The sequence below is a fragment of the Streptomyces sp. NBC_00028 genome (assembly GCF_045041065.1).
GTDB lineage: Bacteria > Actinomycetota > Actinomycetes > Streptomycetales > Streptomycetaceae > Streptomyces.
In genome coordinates this window covers 837,993-851,893 of sequence record NZ_CP108293.1, presented here as the reverse complement: position 1 = coordinate 851,893, position 13,901 = coordinate 837,993, and the positions used below count along the sequence as shown (strand labels likewise).

11 protein-coding genes are annotated in these 13,901 nt (G+C 71.6%); 3 read left to right on the top strand and 8 right to left on the bottom strand.

The window, feature by feature from the left end:
* Nucleotides 1–30 precede the first annotated feature (30 nt).
* The 6 genes from OG885_RS03740 to OG885_RS03715 form a co-directional block, all read right to left on the bottom strand.
* Nucleotides 31–1,398: an L-serine ammonia-lyase gene (locus tag OG885_RS03740; RefSeq protein WP_405725896.1), complete on the bottom strand. Its 1,368-nt coding sequence runs from the start codon at nucleotides 1,396–1,398 to the stop codon at nucleotides 31–33.
* A gap of 12 nt (nucleotides 1,399–1,410) precedes the next feature.
* Nucleotides 1,411–2,673, bottom strand: a complete 1,263-nt coding sequence (gene glyA, locus OG885_RS03735; RefSeq protein WP_405725893.1) for a serine hydroxymethyltransferase — start codon at nucleotides 2,671–2,673, stop codon at nucleotides 1,411–1,413.
* A gap of 55 nt (nucleotides 2,674–2,728) precedes the next feature.
* The gene (purU, locus tag OG885_RS03730) at nucleotides 2,729–3,601 is read right to left on the bottom strand and encodes a formyltetrahydrofolate deformylase (RefSeq protein ID WP_399964297.1); all 873 of its coding nucleotides are present in this window, start codon (nucleotides 3,599–3,601) and stop codon (nucleotides 2,729–2,731) included.
* A gap of 123 nt (nucleotides 3,602–3,724) precedes the next feature.
* A complete protein-coding gene (locus tag OG885_RS03725; RefSeq protein ID WP_405725889.1) occupies nucleotides 3,725–5,653 on the bottom strand; it encodes a SpoIIE family protein phosphatase in 1,929 nt (642 codons plus the stop codon).
* On the bottom strand, nucleotides 5,583–6,266 hold the full coding sequence (locus tag OG885_RS03720) for a class I SAM-dependent DNA methyltransferase (protein WP_405725886.1): 684 nt from the start codon (nucleotides 6,264–6,266) through the stop codon (nucleotides 5,583–5,585). The genes OG885_RS03725 and OG885_RS03720 overlap by 71 nt, the downstream gene beginning before the upstream one ends.
* Nucleotides 6,267–6,302: 36 nt before the next feature.
* On the bottom strand, nucleotides 6,303–6,731 hold the full coding sequence (locus OG885_RS03715; RefSeq protein WP_405725883.1) for a pyridoxamine 5'-phosphate oxidase family protein: 429 nt from the start codon (nucleotides 6,729–6,731) through the stop codon (nucleotides 6,303–6,305).
* 118 nt (nucleotides 6,732–6,849) lie between these two features.
* On the opposite strand from OG885_RS03715, the gene OG885_RS03710 reads away from it, so the two are divergent.
* On the top strand, nucleotides 6,850–7,545 hold the full coding sequence (locus OG885_RS03710; protein WP_405725880.1) for a response regulator: 696 nt from the start codon (nucleotides 6,850–6,852) through the stop codon (nucleotides 7,543–7,545).
* A gap of 142 nt (nucleotides 7,546–7,687) precedes the next feature.
* Nucleotides 7,688–9,388 (top strand): GAF domain-containing protein, encoded by a 1,701-nt coding sequence (locus OG885_RS03705; protein WP_405742563.1) that lies wholly within the window; start codon nucleotides 7,688–7,690, stop codon nucleotides 9,386–9,388.
* Nucleotides 9,389–9,403: 15 nt separating this feature from the next.
* Here the strand turns inward: OG885_RS03705 and OG885_RS03700 are convergent, their stop codons facing one another.
* Nucleotides 9,404–11,341 carry a PAS domain S-box protein gene (locus tag OG885_RS03700; RefSeq protein WP_405725877.1) on the bottom strand — a complete coding sequence of 646 codons (1,938 nt, stop codon included), beginning with the start codon at nucleotides 11,339–11,341 and terminating at the stop codon, nucleotides 9,404–9,406.
* Nucleotides 11,342–11,832: 491 nt separating this feature from the next.
* A complete protein-coding gene (locus OG885_RS03695; RefSeq protein WP_405725874.1) occupies nucleotides 11,833–13,017 on the bottom strand; it encodes a globin domain-containing protein in 1,185 nt (394 codons plus the stop codon).
* Nucleotides 13,018–13,410: 393 nt separating this feature from the next.
* On the opposite strand from OG885_RS03695, the gene OG885_RS03690 reads away from it, so the two are divergent.
* The gene (locus tag OG885_RS03690; RefSeq protein WP_399964276.1) at nucleotides 13,411–13,785 is read left to right on the top strand and encodes a hypothetical protein; all 375 of its coding nucleotides are present in this window, start codon (nucleotides 13,411–13,413) and stop codon (nucleotides 13,783–13,785) included.
* The last annotated feature ends 116 nt before the right edge of the window (nucleotides 13,786–13,901 follow it).

The following is a 13,901-nucleotide window of genomic DNA, read 5'->3' as shown; positions in this document are numbered from 1 at the left end:
CCACGGACCGGGCCGCCGTCGCGTCCGGACTCAGCACTCGATGATGTTCACCGCGAGTCCGCCCCGAGCCGTTTCCTTGTACTTGACGCTCATGTCGGCGCCGGTCTCCTTCATGGTCTTGATGACCTTGTCGAGGGAGACCTTGTGGGAGCCGTCGCCGCGCATGGCCATACGTGCGGCGGTGACGGCCTTGACGGCGGCCATGCCGTTGCGTTCGATGCAGGGGATCTGGACGAGTCCGCCGACGGGGTCGCAGGTGAGGCCGAGGTTGTGTTCCATGCCGATCTCGGCGGCGTTCTCGACCTGCTCCGGGGAGCCGCCCAGCACCTCCGCCAGCGCGCCGGCGGCCATGGAGCAGGCGGAGCCGACCTCGCCCTGGCAGCCGACCTCGGCGCCGGAGATGGAGGCGTTCTCCTTGAAGAGCATGCCGATGGCGCCGGCGGCCAGGAGGAAGCGGACGACGCCGTCCTCGTCGGCTCCGGGGACGAAGTTGATGTAGTAGTGCAGGACGGCCGGGATGATGCCGGCCGCGCCGTTCGTGGGGGCGGTGACGACGCGGCCGCCCGCCGCGTTCTCCTCGTTCACCGCCATCGCGTAGAGCGTGATCCACTCCATCGCGTGCGCCAACGGATCCCCTGCGGAACGGAGTTGGCGTGCGGTCACGCCGGCTCTGCGACGCACCTTCAGCCCGCCAGGCAGGATGCCCTCGCGGGACATGCCGAGCGAGACGCAGGCCTGCATGACGTGCCAGATGTCGAGGAGTCCGGAGCGGATCTCCTCCTCGGTGCGCCAGGCCCGTTCGTTCTCCAGCATCAGCGCGGAGATGGAGAGGCCGGTCTCCTTGGTGAGGCGCAGGAGCTCGTCGCCGGTGCGGAAGGGGTATTTGAGGACCGTGTCGTCGAGCTTGATGCGGTCGGTGCCGACGGCGTCCTCGTCGACGACGAAGCCGCCGCCGACCGAGTAGTACGTCTTCGACAGCAGCTCCGCCCCGGACGCGTCGAACGCCCACAGCGTCATGCCGTTCGCGTGGTAGGGGAGCGTCTTGCGGCGGTGCAGGACCAGATCGTCGTCGTAGGAGAACGCGATCTCACGCTCACCCAGCAGAGACAGGCGTCCTGCGCTCTTGATTCGTTCGACGTCCTGGTCGGCCCGGACGATGTCGATGGTGTGCGGCTCGTGGCCTTCCAGGCCGAGCAGCACCGCCTTCGGTGTGCCGTGGCCATGGCCGGTCGCGCCCAGGGAGCCGTACAACTCGGCGTGGACCGAGGCGGTTCGGGCGAGCAGCCCGTCTTCGTCGAGGCGCACGACGAAGGTGCGGGCCGCCCTCATCGGACCCACGGTGTGTGAACTCGAAGGTCCGATGCCGACCGAGAAGAGGTCGAAGACCGAGATGGCCATCAGGCAGCTCCGTTACGACGTCAGGCCGGGATAGAGCGGGTGCTTGTCGGCGAGTGCCCTGACCCGGGTCTTGAGGCTTTCGACGTCGTAGGACGGCTTCAGCGCCGACGCGATCACGTCCGCGACCTCGGTGAAGTCGGCGGCGGTGAAGCCGCGGGTGGCCAGGGCCGGGGTGCCGATACGCAGGCCTGAGGTCACCATCGGGGGGCGCGGGTCGTTGGGGACGGCGTTGCGGTTGACCGTGATGCCGACCTCGTGGAGACGGTCCTCGGCCTGCTGTCCGTCCAGTTCGGACTCGCGCAGGTCCACCAGGATCAGGTGCACGTCCGTGCCGCCGGAGAGCACGTTGATCCCGGCCTCGCGGGCGTCCGCCGCGGTCAGGCGCTCGGCGAGGATGCGCGCACCCTCCACGGTACGCCGCTGGCGCTCCTTGAACTCCTCGGAGGCGGCGACCTTGAAGGAGACCGCCTTCGCGGCGATCACGTGTTCCAGGGGGCCGCCCTGGAAGCCGGGGAAGACGGAGGAGTTGAGTTTCTTGGCGAAGGTCTGCTTGGCGAGGATGATGCCGCCGCGCGGGCCGCCGAGGGTCTTGTGGGTGGTGGAGGTGACCACGTCGGCGTGTTCGACGGGGTTGGGGTGCAGTCCTGCGGCGACGAGGCCGGCGAAGTGGGCCATGTCGACCCACAGGTAGGCCTCGACCTCGTCGGCGATGCGCCGGAATTCGGCGAAGTCCAGCTGGCGCGGGTAGGCGGACCAGCCGGCGATGATCACCTTGGGGCGGTGTTCCTTGGCGAGGCGTTCGACCTCGGCCATGTCGACGAGTCCGGCGTCGTCGACGTGGTAGGCGACCACGTTGAACTGCTTGCCGGAGAAGTTCAGGCGCATGCCGTGGGTGAGGTGGCCGCCGTGGGCGAGGTGGAGGCCGAGGATGGTGTCGCCGGGGGAGGCGAGGGCGAAGAGGGCGGCCTGGTTGGCGGAGGCGCCGGAGTGGGGCTGGACGTTGGCGTACTCGGCGCCGAACAGTTCCTTGATCCGGTCGATGGCGATCTGTTCGGCGACGTCGACGTGCTCGCAGCCGCCGTAGTAGCGGCGGCCGGGGTAGCCCTCGGCGTACTTGTTGGTCAGGACCGAGCCCTGGGCCTCCATGACCGCGAGCGGGGCGAAGTTCTCGCTCGCGATCATCTCCAGGGTGGACTGCTGACGGTTCAGCTCGGCGTCGACCGCGGCGGCGACCTCCGGGTCGAGCTCATGCAGGGACGTGTTCAGGACGGTCATCTGCGGCTTCCTAGGGCTGTCGCGGACGGGTGATCGGTGCGGGAGGAGCGGGTGCTCAGCGGAAGACCACGGTGTGGTGGCCGTTGAGCAGCACGCGGCTCTGGCTGTGCCACTGCACGGCCCGCGCCAGGACCTGCGCCTCGACGTCCTGACCGATGGTCACGAGTTCGTCGGGGTCGCGGGAGTGGTCCACGCGGACGACGTCCTGCTCGATGATGGGGCCTTCGTCGAGGTCCGGTGTGACGTAGTGGGCCGTGGCCCCGACCAGCTTGACGCCCCGTTGGTAGGCCTGGAGGTAGGGCCGGGCGCCCTTGAAGCTGGGCAGGAAGGAGTGGTGGATGTTGATGGCCCGGCCTTCGAGTTGCTTGCAGAGGTCGTCGGAGAGGATCTGCATGTAGCGGGCCAGGACGACCAGGTCGATGTCCAACTCGCGGACGAGTTCGAGGAGTCGGGCCTCGGCCTCGGGCTTGGTGTCCCTGGTCACCGGGATGTGGTGGAAGGGGATGCCGTAACTGTCGGCCAGGCCCTCGAACTCGCGGTGGTTGGAGACGATCGCCGGGATCTCGATGTTGAGCGAGCCGGCCCGCTTGCGGAACAGCAGGTCGTTCAGGCAGTGCCCGAACTTGGAGACCATGATGAGCGCGCGGGTGGGGGCGTGGGCGTCGCACAGCCGCCAGTCGATGCCGTACGCCTCGGCCACCGGTGTGAAGTCGGCGCTGAGCCACTCCACCGAGGCCTTCGGGTCGGAGACGTCGAAGTGCACGCGCATGAAGAAGCGCCCCTGGCGCCGGTCGTCGAACTGCCTGCTCTCCAGGATGTTTCCGGAGTGGGTGACGAGGAAGCCGCTGACGGCGTGGACCAGTCCGGCCTGGTCGGGGCAGGAGAGGGTGAGGACGAACTCGCGGCCGGTGTGGGGGCGAGGGGGCATGGCATCCTCCAGCAGTGCGTCATGAGCAACAGTGCGAGCGATACGCAACATGGTCCAAGCGTGAGAGGGTCTGGTCAAGGGCGTCGCAGCCCCGGTTGTGTTCCGTAATGAGAAAAACTCTGCTCAATGAGCAACGTCGTCGGGCAGCGACTGTTCGAACCAGACGACTTTGCCGGTGCTCAGCCGGGTCGCGCCCCAGCGCTCCGACAGCTGGTCGACCAGGAACAGCCCCCGGCCGCCCTCGTCGCTCAGCCGGGCGTGCCGCATCCTCGGCACCACCGGCGAGTCGTCCCCGACCTCGCAGCGCAGCACGTCCGTGCAGAGCAGGCGCAGGGTGATCGGGCGGGAGGCGAAGCGCACGGCGTTCGCCACCACCTCGCTGACCATGAGCTCCGTGGTCTCGATCAGCGAGTCGAGGCCCCAGCGGTGCAGCGTCCTGCGGGTCAGCCTCCGGGCCTGGCCTGCGGTCTGCGGTCGCGGTGCCATGTACCAGTAGGCGACGGTCTCCGGCAGGATGCCCTCGAACCGGGCGGCGAGCAGCGCGACGTCGTCGTCCCGGTCGCCCGTGCCCAGCGCGCCGAGGGCCGCGTCGCAGAGGGTCTCCAGCGCCGGGGGAGCGGCCTGTGCGGCGGCCGTACGGAGCCGGGCGCGCAGGTTCTCGACGCCGGTCAGCACATCGGAGTCGCGGGACTCGACCAGGCCGTCGGTGTAGAGCAGCAGGGTCGCCCCGGCCGGGGCGTGGATCTCGGTGGACTCGAAGCCGCCGCCGCCCACACCGATCGGCGGCCCGGGCGGGACCGACAGGATCTCGCCGGTTCCGTCGGGGCGTAGCAGCACCGGCGGCAGATGGCCGGCGTTGGACACCAGCAGCCGCTGGAGGACGGGGTCGTAGAGGGCGTACAGACAGGTCGCGGTGTGTTCGGTGCCGAGGCGTTCGGCCTGTTCGTCGAGGTGGTGGAGCACCTCGTCGGGCGGCAGGTCGAGCAGGGCCAGGGTCTGCACGGTGGTGCGCAGCTGCCCCATGATCGCGGCGGACGTCATGGAGTGGCCCATCACGTCGCCGATGACCAGGGCGACCCGGTTGCCCGGCAGCGGGATCGTGTCGTACCAGTCACCGCCCACCTGCGCGGTCCGCGAGGCCGGCAGATAGCGGCTGGCCAGCCGGACGCCGGGCGGCTCGGGGAGCGAGGGCGGGAGCATGGTGCGCTGGAGCGTGTCGGCGACGGACGCCTCACGGGCGTACAGCATCGCCTTGTCGATGCCGAGCGCGGTGTGGGTGGCGAGCTGGGAGGCGACCAGCAGATCGTCGTCGGTGAAGACGGGGCGGCCGGCGCCGCGCAGGAGGACGACGCTGCCGAGGACGTGGCTGCGTCCGTGCAGCGGGGCGAGGATCAGGCGCCGTCCGGGCGGTGGCGTCGTGCCGACGTTCGCCGGGCCCAGCAGCTCGGTCACCGTCGCGGCGGCGTTCGGCGCGTCACCGAAGACGGGCCGGCCGTCCCTCAGCCGCGTGGCCAGTGGGCCGCCCACGGCCGGATGCACGGCCTCGGCCGCGGAGGGCAGGGCCTGTGGGGAGGTCTGTCGCGTGGTGTGCAGCCTCAGGACGCCGGGGACGGGAGTGGTCTCGTCGCCGACCGGCAGCGGGTCGTACAGATGAACGAGCGCCGTGTCGGCGAAGGCCGGGACGGCCGCCCGGCACAGCTCGGACAGGGTCTCGTCGAGGTCCATGCCGCGGGCGATGCTGCGGGTCGCCGCGTCGAGATACCGCAGCCGGTCCGTCTGCGGCTCGGCCGGGCGCGGCTCGTCGGCGCGGTCGCCGGGGACGGACGCGGGGCCGGAGCGCGTCGGCCGGCGGGCGGGCGTGCCGCGCCCCTGCGCACCGGCGGCTTTTCTGCCGGTGCGCTTGCCGGTCCCGAGGCGCTTCGTCATGCGTGTCCTTCCCGCCGTGCGCCCGCGCGCCGGGGGCGCGGGCGGAGCAGGGTCGTCAGGCGTGCCGCCGTCGGCAGCGCAGGAAGATCTGCACCTCGGGCTGGATGTCCGCGGAGGCCGGGGCATAGGTGAACGAGGACTCGTCGACGATCTCGAAGCCCGCGGTCTCGACGACCTCGCGCAGCTCGTCCCTGAGGTAACCGGAGACCCGGATGCTCTCGCCGACGAACGGGATGGAGAAGTCGTCGACGTCGGCCTCCACCATCGACAGCGCGAACAGACCGCCCGGCACCAGCAGGTGGTGGATGGTCCGCAGGGCCGGCGGGATCTCCGCGCGCGGCAGCATGAGCAGCGAGAAGAAGGCCGCCACCGCCTCGAACCGGCCGAGATCCAGCGGGCCGCCGGGCCGCAGGTCGGCGATGTCCGCCTGGCGGAACTCCGCGGCGGGCACGTTCCTGCGTGCCAGCGCCACCATTCCGTCCGACAGATCGACACCGAAGACCTTCAGGCCCGCCTCCGCCAGCTGAAGCGCGGTCGGAATGCCGGTGCCGCTCCCCAGATCGAGCGCGCGGGACCCGGTCGGCAGCGACCGGATCAGCCACTCGGCGGCCGCGACCTGCCCCTCCTTGTGCGGGAAGGCCTCGTCGTAACGGTCACCGAGGGCGTCGAAGGCCGCGGCCTGACCGGTACGGTCGAGCCGCAGGTGCGCGTAGCCGGAGTCGTCGGCGGGGCTGCTCACAGGACTCCTCCTTCGATGCCGTTTCAGGCGATTTTTTCACATATCGGGTACCGCGTCCGCTGCGGTGAGCAGGACCCCGGTCACCAGGTCGGGGCGGATTCGGACGGCGTAGTCCGCCGTCTGGTCCACCCAGGGCCGCAGCATCGTCCGGTACCGGGCCAGTTCCCGCGGGTCGGTCACCAGATGCGCGTATCCGGTGACGACGACGCTCCAGCCGAGATGGGTGTCCGGGTCGATGACGTCCGCCTCGTACGCGACCACCACCCCCTGGCCGTCCGCCTGGCGGGTGTGCGAGGTCAGGGCCGCGCCCTCGTGGGTGCGGATGACGATGTCGCCGCCGTCCACGACGTGGTTGACGGGGCGGATCTGCGGCAGCGCGTGACGGGTGAAGACGACCCGGCCCAGGGACACCCCGCCGAGCAGTCTCAGGGCTTCGGAACCGTCCAGTTCCCTCTTGATGGTCATGAAGGCGATGGAACGCCGCGACCTCCACCGGGGCTAGGGCCGGATGGCCCTGGTCTTCGGGCCTGAAAACGAGAAGGATCGCAGGGAGAAGCGACGCACACGCGACGAGGAGCGTTCGATGGCGGACGGCGCTGGACAGCCCGGCCCCGAGGACCCGATCAGGGTCTTCCTGCTGGACGACCACGAGGTGGTACGACGCGGGGTGCGCGACCTGCTCGACGACGAACCGGACATCACCGTCGTCGGCGAGGCCGGCACCGTCGAGCAGGCCCTGGTGCGGGTCCCCGCCCTGCGCCCCCAGGTCGCCGTCCTCGACGTACGCCTCCCGGACGGCGACGGCGTGACCGTCTGCCGGGAACTGCGCTCGCGCATGCCCGAGCTGGTCTGTCTGATGCTGACCTCCTTCGACGACGAGGAGGCCCTGCTGGACTCGATCATGGCCGGGGCGTCCGGGTACGTCCTCAAGCAGATCCAGGGCTCCGACCTGGTCTCCGCCGTGCGCACCGTCGCCGCGGGCCAGTCGCTGCTCGACCCGTCCGCCACCACCAAGCTGATGACCCGGCTGCGCGAGGGAGAGAAACACGAGGAGGAGCCCGAGGCACTGCCAGGCCTGACGGAGCGGGAACGGGAGATCCTGGCCCTGATCGGCGAGGGTCTCACCAACCGCCAGATCGGGCAGCGGCTGTATCTCGCCGAGAAGACCGTCAAGAACCACATCTCCCGGCTGCTGGCCAAGCTGGGCGTCGAGCGCCGTATCCAGGCCGCCGTCATCGCCACCCAGGCCCAGGACCGGCTCCGCCGGGACGGCCGCTGAACCGGCAGGCACCGCGGGCCCCCGGGGCTTGTCTGCCGCCGGGTCCGGCGGGCGGATACCGTGGCAGGAAGGTGGCACGGTAGGCCGCCGCAGGGCGTACGGAGCCGGAGGATCGCAGGTGGGAAGCTCCGAGGAGTTCTCTATGGCCCGGGTGCGGCTGCCGCAGCTGAGGTTGGACGAGCTGCTGGAGGAATTGCAGGCGCGTCTCGACGCGGCCCGCGGCACCCGCGACCGGGTGCACAGTCTGCTGGAGGCGGTCCTCTCGGTGGGGCGCGAGCTCGACCTGGAGCAGGCGCTGCGCAGCATCGTGGAGGCCGCGGCGGTGCTGGTCGACGCGCGGTACGCGGCGCTGGGTGTGATCGGCTCGGACGGCAAGCGGCTCTCGGCGTTCCACACCGTCGGCGTCAGCGAGGAGCAGATCGCCCGGATCGGCCCCTACCCCGAGGGGCACGGCATCCTCGGTGAGTTGATCACGCACCCGGAGCCGCTGCGACTGGTGAAGATCTCCGAGCACCCGGCCTCGTACGGCTTCCCGGCCCATCACCCGCCCATGAACACCTTCCTCGGCGTCCCGATCCGGGTGCGTGACCAGGTCTTCGGCAACCTGTACCTGACGGAGAAGCGGGGCGGGGCGCAGTTCGACGAGGAGGACGAGTCGGTGCTGTCGACGCTCGCCGTCGCCGCCGGTGTGGCCATCGACAACGCCCGTCTGTACGAGGAGTCCCGGCTGCGCGAGCGCTGGCTGCGGGCCACCGCCGAGATCACGCACGGTGTGATGTCCGGCAGCGAGCGCGGCACGGTCCTGCGGGTGATCGCCGAACGGGCCCGGGAGATCACCGCCGCCGCGCTCGCGCTGGTCGCGGTCCCGGTGGAGGGCACCGGCTCGCTGGCGACGGAACTGGCCATCGGGGCGGGCGCCGACGCCTACCGGGGCCTGCTGGCCTCCGTGGACGACGGGCTGATCGGCCGGGCCTTCTCCAGTGGGGTGCCCGCCACCGTCGCCGACGTCGCACGGGACGCGTGGATATCGGCCGTCCCGTCGGGCGTCGACGGGCTCGGGCCCGCGGTGGCCGTACCCATCGGCACGGGCGAGGGCGTACGAGGCGTCGTGCTGCTGGTGCGGGAGGCCGGGCACACCGTGTACGCCGGGCAGGAGATCGAGCCGCTCCAGGCGTTCGCCGCACAGGCCGCGGTCGCCATGGAGCTGGCGGACCGCCGGCGCGACGCCGCTCAGATCGCCGTCCTCCAGGACCGCGACCGGATCGCCCGGGACCTGCACGACCTCGCGATCCAGCGGCTCTTCGCCACCGGCATGACCCTGCAGAGCGCGGGCCGTTTCATCGACCACTCCGAGGCGTCGAAGCGGGTGGCGCGGGCGGTGGACGACCTTGACGAGACCATCAAGATCATCAGGTCGACCATCTTCGGCCTGCGCTCGCGCGAGGACACCCCCGGCTCCGGACTGCGGGCCCGCGTGGTGCGAGCCGTAGGGGAGGCGGCACCGGTGCTGGGCTTCGCGCCCAGCGTGCGGATGGAGGGCCTGCTGGACACCCATGTGCCCAAGGACGTCGCCGAGCACGCGGTGGCCGTCCTCTCCGAGGCCCTGACCAACATCGCCCGGCACGCGCGGGCGACGCGCGCCGACGTGGTCCTGGAGACGGACGGCCGCGATCTGCGGCTGACCGTCTCCGACGACGGCGTGGGCATCCCGGCCGGAGGCCGCCGCAGCGGGCTGCGCAACATGGCCGAACGCGCCGAACAACTCGGCGGGGAACTGGAGTCCGACTCGCCGTCCGGTGGCGGTACGAGGCTCGTGTGGCGCGTCCCCGTCCAGGACATGTAGCGCGGGGCGCGCGCCTCAGAGCTTGAGCGTGAACCAGGTGGTCTTGCCCTCGTCGGTGGGGCGCACCCCCCAGCCGTCGGCCAGGGCACGGACCAGCAGCAGACCGCGGCCCGACTCCTCGTCCTGCGCCGCTATCCGCGGCTGGGGCAGGTGCGGACTGCGGTCGCTCACCTCCACGGTGAGGTCCGTGGCCGTCCGGCACAGATGCAGCCCGATGGGGCCCTCGGCGTGCTGGACCGCGTTGGTGAGGATCTCGGAGAGCAGCAGCCGGGCCTCCTCCGCAGGGCCGCCGCACTCCCAGGCGGTGAGCGCCTTGTTGAGGAAGGCGCGCCCCTCGGGCACCGAGGACGGCAGGGCCGGCAGATCGGTGGTGAGCGCTGCCAGCGGTGCGGCCGGAAGCTGCGCCAGCAGCAGGGTCACGTCGTCGTCGTGGCTGTCGGCGTCGGGCAGCAGACTGGTCAGGACGTGGTCCGCCGCGCTCTCCAGACAGGGTGCGTCGACGGCGAACGAGTCGAGCACGGAGGTGAGTTGGCCGAGGCGCTCCTCGATGTCGCTGCCGGGTGTCTCGATCAGCCCGTCGGTGTAGAGGACGAGGGTGGCGCCGGGCGGGATGTCCGCGCAGGACTGCTCGTAGAGGATGCCGCCGACGCCGAGCGGAGCGTTCACCGGGGTCCGCAGACCGCTCACGGCGCGGCCCGGGGGAGCGACCAGGACGGGCAGATGGCCGGCGGAGCAGAGGGTGACGGTGCCGCTGTCCGGGGCGACGACCAGATAGCAGCAGGTGACCAGCTGGTCGGGGACGTCCAGGTCGGCGACACAGGTGTCCAGGGCCTGCATCAGCTGGCGGGGCTGCATGCCGGTCTTGGCCAGGGCGTGCGCGGCGGAGCGCAACTGGCCCATCACGGCGGCGGCTTCCAGCCCGCGGCCCATCACGTCGCCGATCAGGACCCCCACCCGGCCGGCCCCCAGCGGGATCAGGTCGAACCAGTCGCCGCCCACGCCCGCACCCTGGGTGGCCGGCCGGTACCGGCTCGCCGTGGCCAGCCCGGGGATCGTGGCCGGGGTGCCCATCAGACTGCGTTGCAGGGTCAGCGCGATGTGCCGCTGCTGCTCGTAGAGGACCTTGAGTTCGGCCTCGGCCCGTTTGCGGTCGCTGATGTCGCGGACGATGGCGCAGGCGCCGACGACCCGTCCGCCGGTGTCGCGGGTGGGCCACAGGGTGACGTCGACGTCCAGCAGTTCGCCGCCGCGGGTCAGGCGCAGGGTCTCGAAGTGCTCGACCTTCTCCCCGTGCCGCAGCCGTTGCAGCAGGGCGGCGACCTCCCCGCGCTTCTCCCTCGCGGCCAGCACCGAGACATGGCGGCCGATGGCCTCCTTGGCGGTGTAGCCGTACAGGCTCTGCGCGGCGGCGTTCCAGTAGGTGATGTACCCGTCGAGGGTCTTGGCGAGGATCGCGTCCTGGGAGGACTCGACGAGCGCGGCGAGTTCGTTGATCCGGGCCTCGGCCGCCCTGCGGTCACTGACGTCGCGGACCGCGGCGGACACCAGCAGCCCGTCCGCGGTCTCCAGCGGGCTCAGGCTGATCTCGACCGGGAACTCGGTGCCGTCCTTGCGCAGTCCGTGCAGATCGAGCCCGGCGCCCATGGGCCGGACCTGCCGGTTGGCGGCGTATCCGCCGCGGTGCCGGGTGTGGTGCGGGCGGAAGCGGTGCGGGATCAGCAACTCCACCGGATGGCCGAGGAGTTCCTCGCGGCGATAGCCGAACAGGGCCTCGGTCTGGGCGTTGACGAGTTTGATGATGCCGCTGTCGTCCACGATGACCATCGCGTCCGGTGCCGCTTCCAGGAGGCCGCGGAACCGGTCCTCGTCGGCTCCCGGCCGGAGTTCCCCGCCGCAGCCGCAGGGTGTCCGCTCCCCGCCGCCCGCCTCGTCCGCTACTGGAACCAGGTCCATGCCATTTCCCATCCGCCGCCGGTGATGGTGCGGGTCATCTCACCGCACCCGGACGGGACCCGGGACGCTATGTCGCTTACTGTCCGTACCCCGGCGGAACCTGTCCGCCGCATATGCGCCCGATGGCCGTCTCACAGCGGTACGACGCTCGCCGGCCGGGCCGACACCGGGTACGGCACGCAGCGGCAGCCGCCGGTTCATGGTGTGGCTGGTGTCCGGCCCACCGGACCGCCCCACCGCCGCGGACCGCCCGCGGCTCCCGACACCGGCGCCCGGAGCGGCGCCACCCGGCGCACCCACGTACCGCCGCGGACCAGGGTGCCGGGGCCGCCACCGCGAGCAGCGTCGGCGGCCGCCGTACCGGTCGGTGTGGGCGCCGACCGGGAGCCGGGCGGCATGAGCCAGGCCCGGCCGGATGCGGGGACGGCCGGCGGATGCTCAGCGTCCTCTTCCACGAGGCCGTGGGCGCCGCGGATGGGTCGTCCCCTGCGTCAGGAGGCATCCGGCAGCCACAGGTCGGGGCCGAAGACCTCGTAGCGGATGTGACGCGGCGGGATGCCGCGGTCGAGCAGCTGGGTGCGGACGGCGCGCATGAACGGCAGCGGGCCGCACAGGTACACGGTCGCGCCGGCGGGCACGTCGACCCCGTCGAGGTCCATCAGACCGGAGCGGGCCTCGGGTTCGGCGATGCCGACACGCTCGTACCAGAACACGGCGTCGGCCTGCGGCAGCCGCTCGGTGAGGGCGCGCGTCTCGGTGCGCAGGGCGTGGGTGCCGGGGGAGTCGTCGGCGTGCAGGACCAGCACCCGGCGGGTGGAGCCGGTGGCGGCGAGGCGGGCCAGCATGCCGACCATGGGCGTGCAGCCGATGCCGGCGGAGGCGAGGACGAGCGGGGTGTCCGACTCGTCGAGGGCGACGTCGCCGAACGGCAGGGACAGGGTCAGCTCGTCGCCGGCCCGCACGGTGGCGTGCAACAGGGTGGACACCTCCCCGCCGCCCACCCGCTTGACGGTGATCCGCCGCAGCTCGCCGCCCGGGTCGCCGGACAGACTGTACTGGCGCAACTGGTGCACGCCGTCCGGCATCAGGGCCCGGACGCTCACGTACTGCCCGGCCCTCGCCGCCGGGGCCGGGGCGCCGTCGGCCGGACGCAGGACGAAGGAGACGACGTCCGCGGTCTCCTCGTGGCGCCCGACGACCGTCCACGGCCGCCAGACGTCCCCGGGCACGACGCCCGCGTCCTGGTAGAGGCGGGACTCCTGGGCGATGAGCGCGCCGGCCATCAGCCAGTACACCTCGTCCCAGGCCGCGGCCACCTCGGGGGTGACCGCGTCGCCGAGCACCTCGGCGATCGCGCCGAACAGGTACTTGTGGACGATCGTGTACTGGTCGTCGGTGACCCCGACCGCGGTGTGCTTGTGCGCGATCCGCGCCAGCAGCGCGTCCGGACGGACGTCCGGGTCGGCGAGGAGCGCGGTCGCGAAGCCCGCTATCGACCCGGCCAGGGCCCGGCGCTGGGCGCCGCTCGCCTGGTTGCCCCGGTTGAACATCCCGTCCAGCAGTTCGGGGCGGTCGCGGAACATCGCGCCGTAGAAGCGCGTGGTGATCTCGTCGAGGGCTCCGGCCACGGCGGGCAGCGTGGCCCGGACGACGGCGGCGGACTCTGCGGACAGCATGAAGCCTCCGGGGATGAGGGGGAACGCGGAAGTGCGGGACACGGCCCCGCCGCACACCACCCTCGCCCCCGGACCCCCGCCCGCCCCAGGGCCCCATGGGACCAGGACCGGGGCCGATCGGCCCAACGCCGGGAGGGCCGCTCGGCGCCCCGCTCCGGCGGGGGCCGGGGCGACGGCGAAACAGGCCGGGGGCGAGTCAACTTCTCGGTCGAACACGGAAGTTCAGGTCCATCGAACGGTCCGGTCACGCCACTGTCCGGTCGTAGTCGGGCCCTCACGGATCAGTCCCAGAGAGTCGCTCCTCGCGGACGGGCCGCGTGCGTACGGTCCGGGACATCGAGGCGGGCCGGCGGCGCCGGTCCGTCGCAGTCAACACAGCGCAAGGGAGGCACTGTGGCGAGTGTGGAAGTGTCGCTGAAGGAGATGATGGCCGGGGTCGAGGGGGCTCTGGGGGCCGCGGTCGTCGACTACACCAGCGGAATGGCGCTGGGCACCCTGGGCGGGAGCAAGGACCTGGACCTGACCGTCGCCGCGGCCGGCAACACGGACGTCGTCCGGGCCAAGGTGCGCACCATGGAGCAGGTCGGCCTCAAGGGCCGGATCGAGGACATGCTGATCACGCTGGACAGCCAGTACCACCTGATCCGCCCGGTCACCGGCCGCAGCGGCAACGGCCTGTTCCTCTACCTCGTCCTCGACAAGGCCCGCTCGAACCTGGCCATGGCCCGGCACCAGCTCAAACGGGTCGAGGAGGGCATCGAGATCTGACACGGGCGCCGCCGCCGGGACCACCGCTGCCCTTCATGTGAAGACTTCTTCAAGTCACCACATCAGCATGGTTCCAATGTGTGTTCGCGCACGGCCCGGGACGTGAAGGATCGGCG

Excerpts from the sequence above, each read along its gene's own strand:
- OG885_RS03740 (WP_405725896.1), bottom strand. The coding sequence starts at position 1,398 with ATGGCCATCTCGGTCTTCGACCTCTTCTCGGTCGGCATCGGACCTTCG.
- glyA (WP_405725893.1), bottom strand. The coding sequence starts at position 2,673 with ATGACCGTCCTGAACACGTCCCTGCATGAGCTCGACCCGGAGGTCGCC.
- OG885_RS03700 (WP_405725877.1), bottom strand. The coding sequence starts at position 11,341 with ATGGACCTGGTTCCAGTAGCGGACGAGGCGGGCGGCGGGGAGCGGACA.
- OG885_RS03705 (WP_405742563.1), top strand. The coding sequence starts at position 7,688 with ATGGCCCGGGTGCGGCTGCCGCAGCTGAGGTTGGACGAGCTGCTGGAG.
- OG885_RS03695 (WP_405725874.1), bottom strand. The coding sequence starts at position 13,017 with ATGCTGTCCGCAGAGTCCGCCGCCGTCGTCCGGGCCACGCTGCCCGCC.
- purU (WP_399964297.1), bottom strand. The coding sequence starts at position 3,601 with ATGCCCCCTCGCCCCCACACCGGCCGCGAGTTCGTCCTCACCCTCTCC.
- OG885_RS03725 (WP_405725889.1), bottom strand. The coding sequence starts at position 5,653 with ATGCCCCGGCCTCCGCGGACATCCAGCCCGAGGTGCAGATCTTCCTGC.
- OG885_RS03715 (WP_405725883.1), bottom strand. The coding sequence starts at position 6,731 with ATGACCATCAAGAGGGAACTGGACGGTTCCGAAGCCCTGAGACTGCTC.
- OG885_RS03710 (WP_405725880.1), top strand. The coding sequence starts at position 6,850 with ATGGCGGACGGCGCTGGACAGCCCGGCCCCGAGGACCCGATCAGGGTC.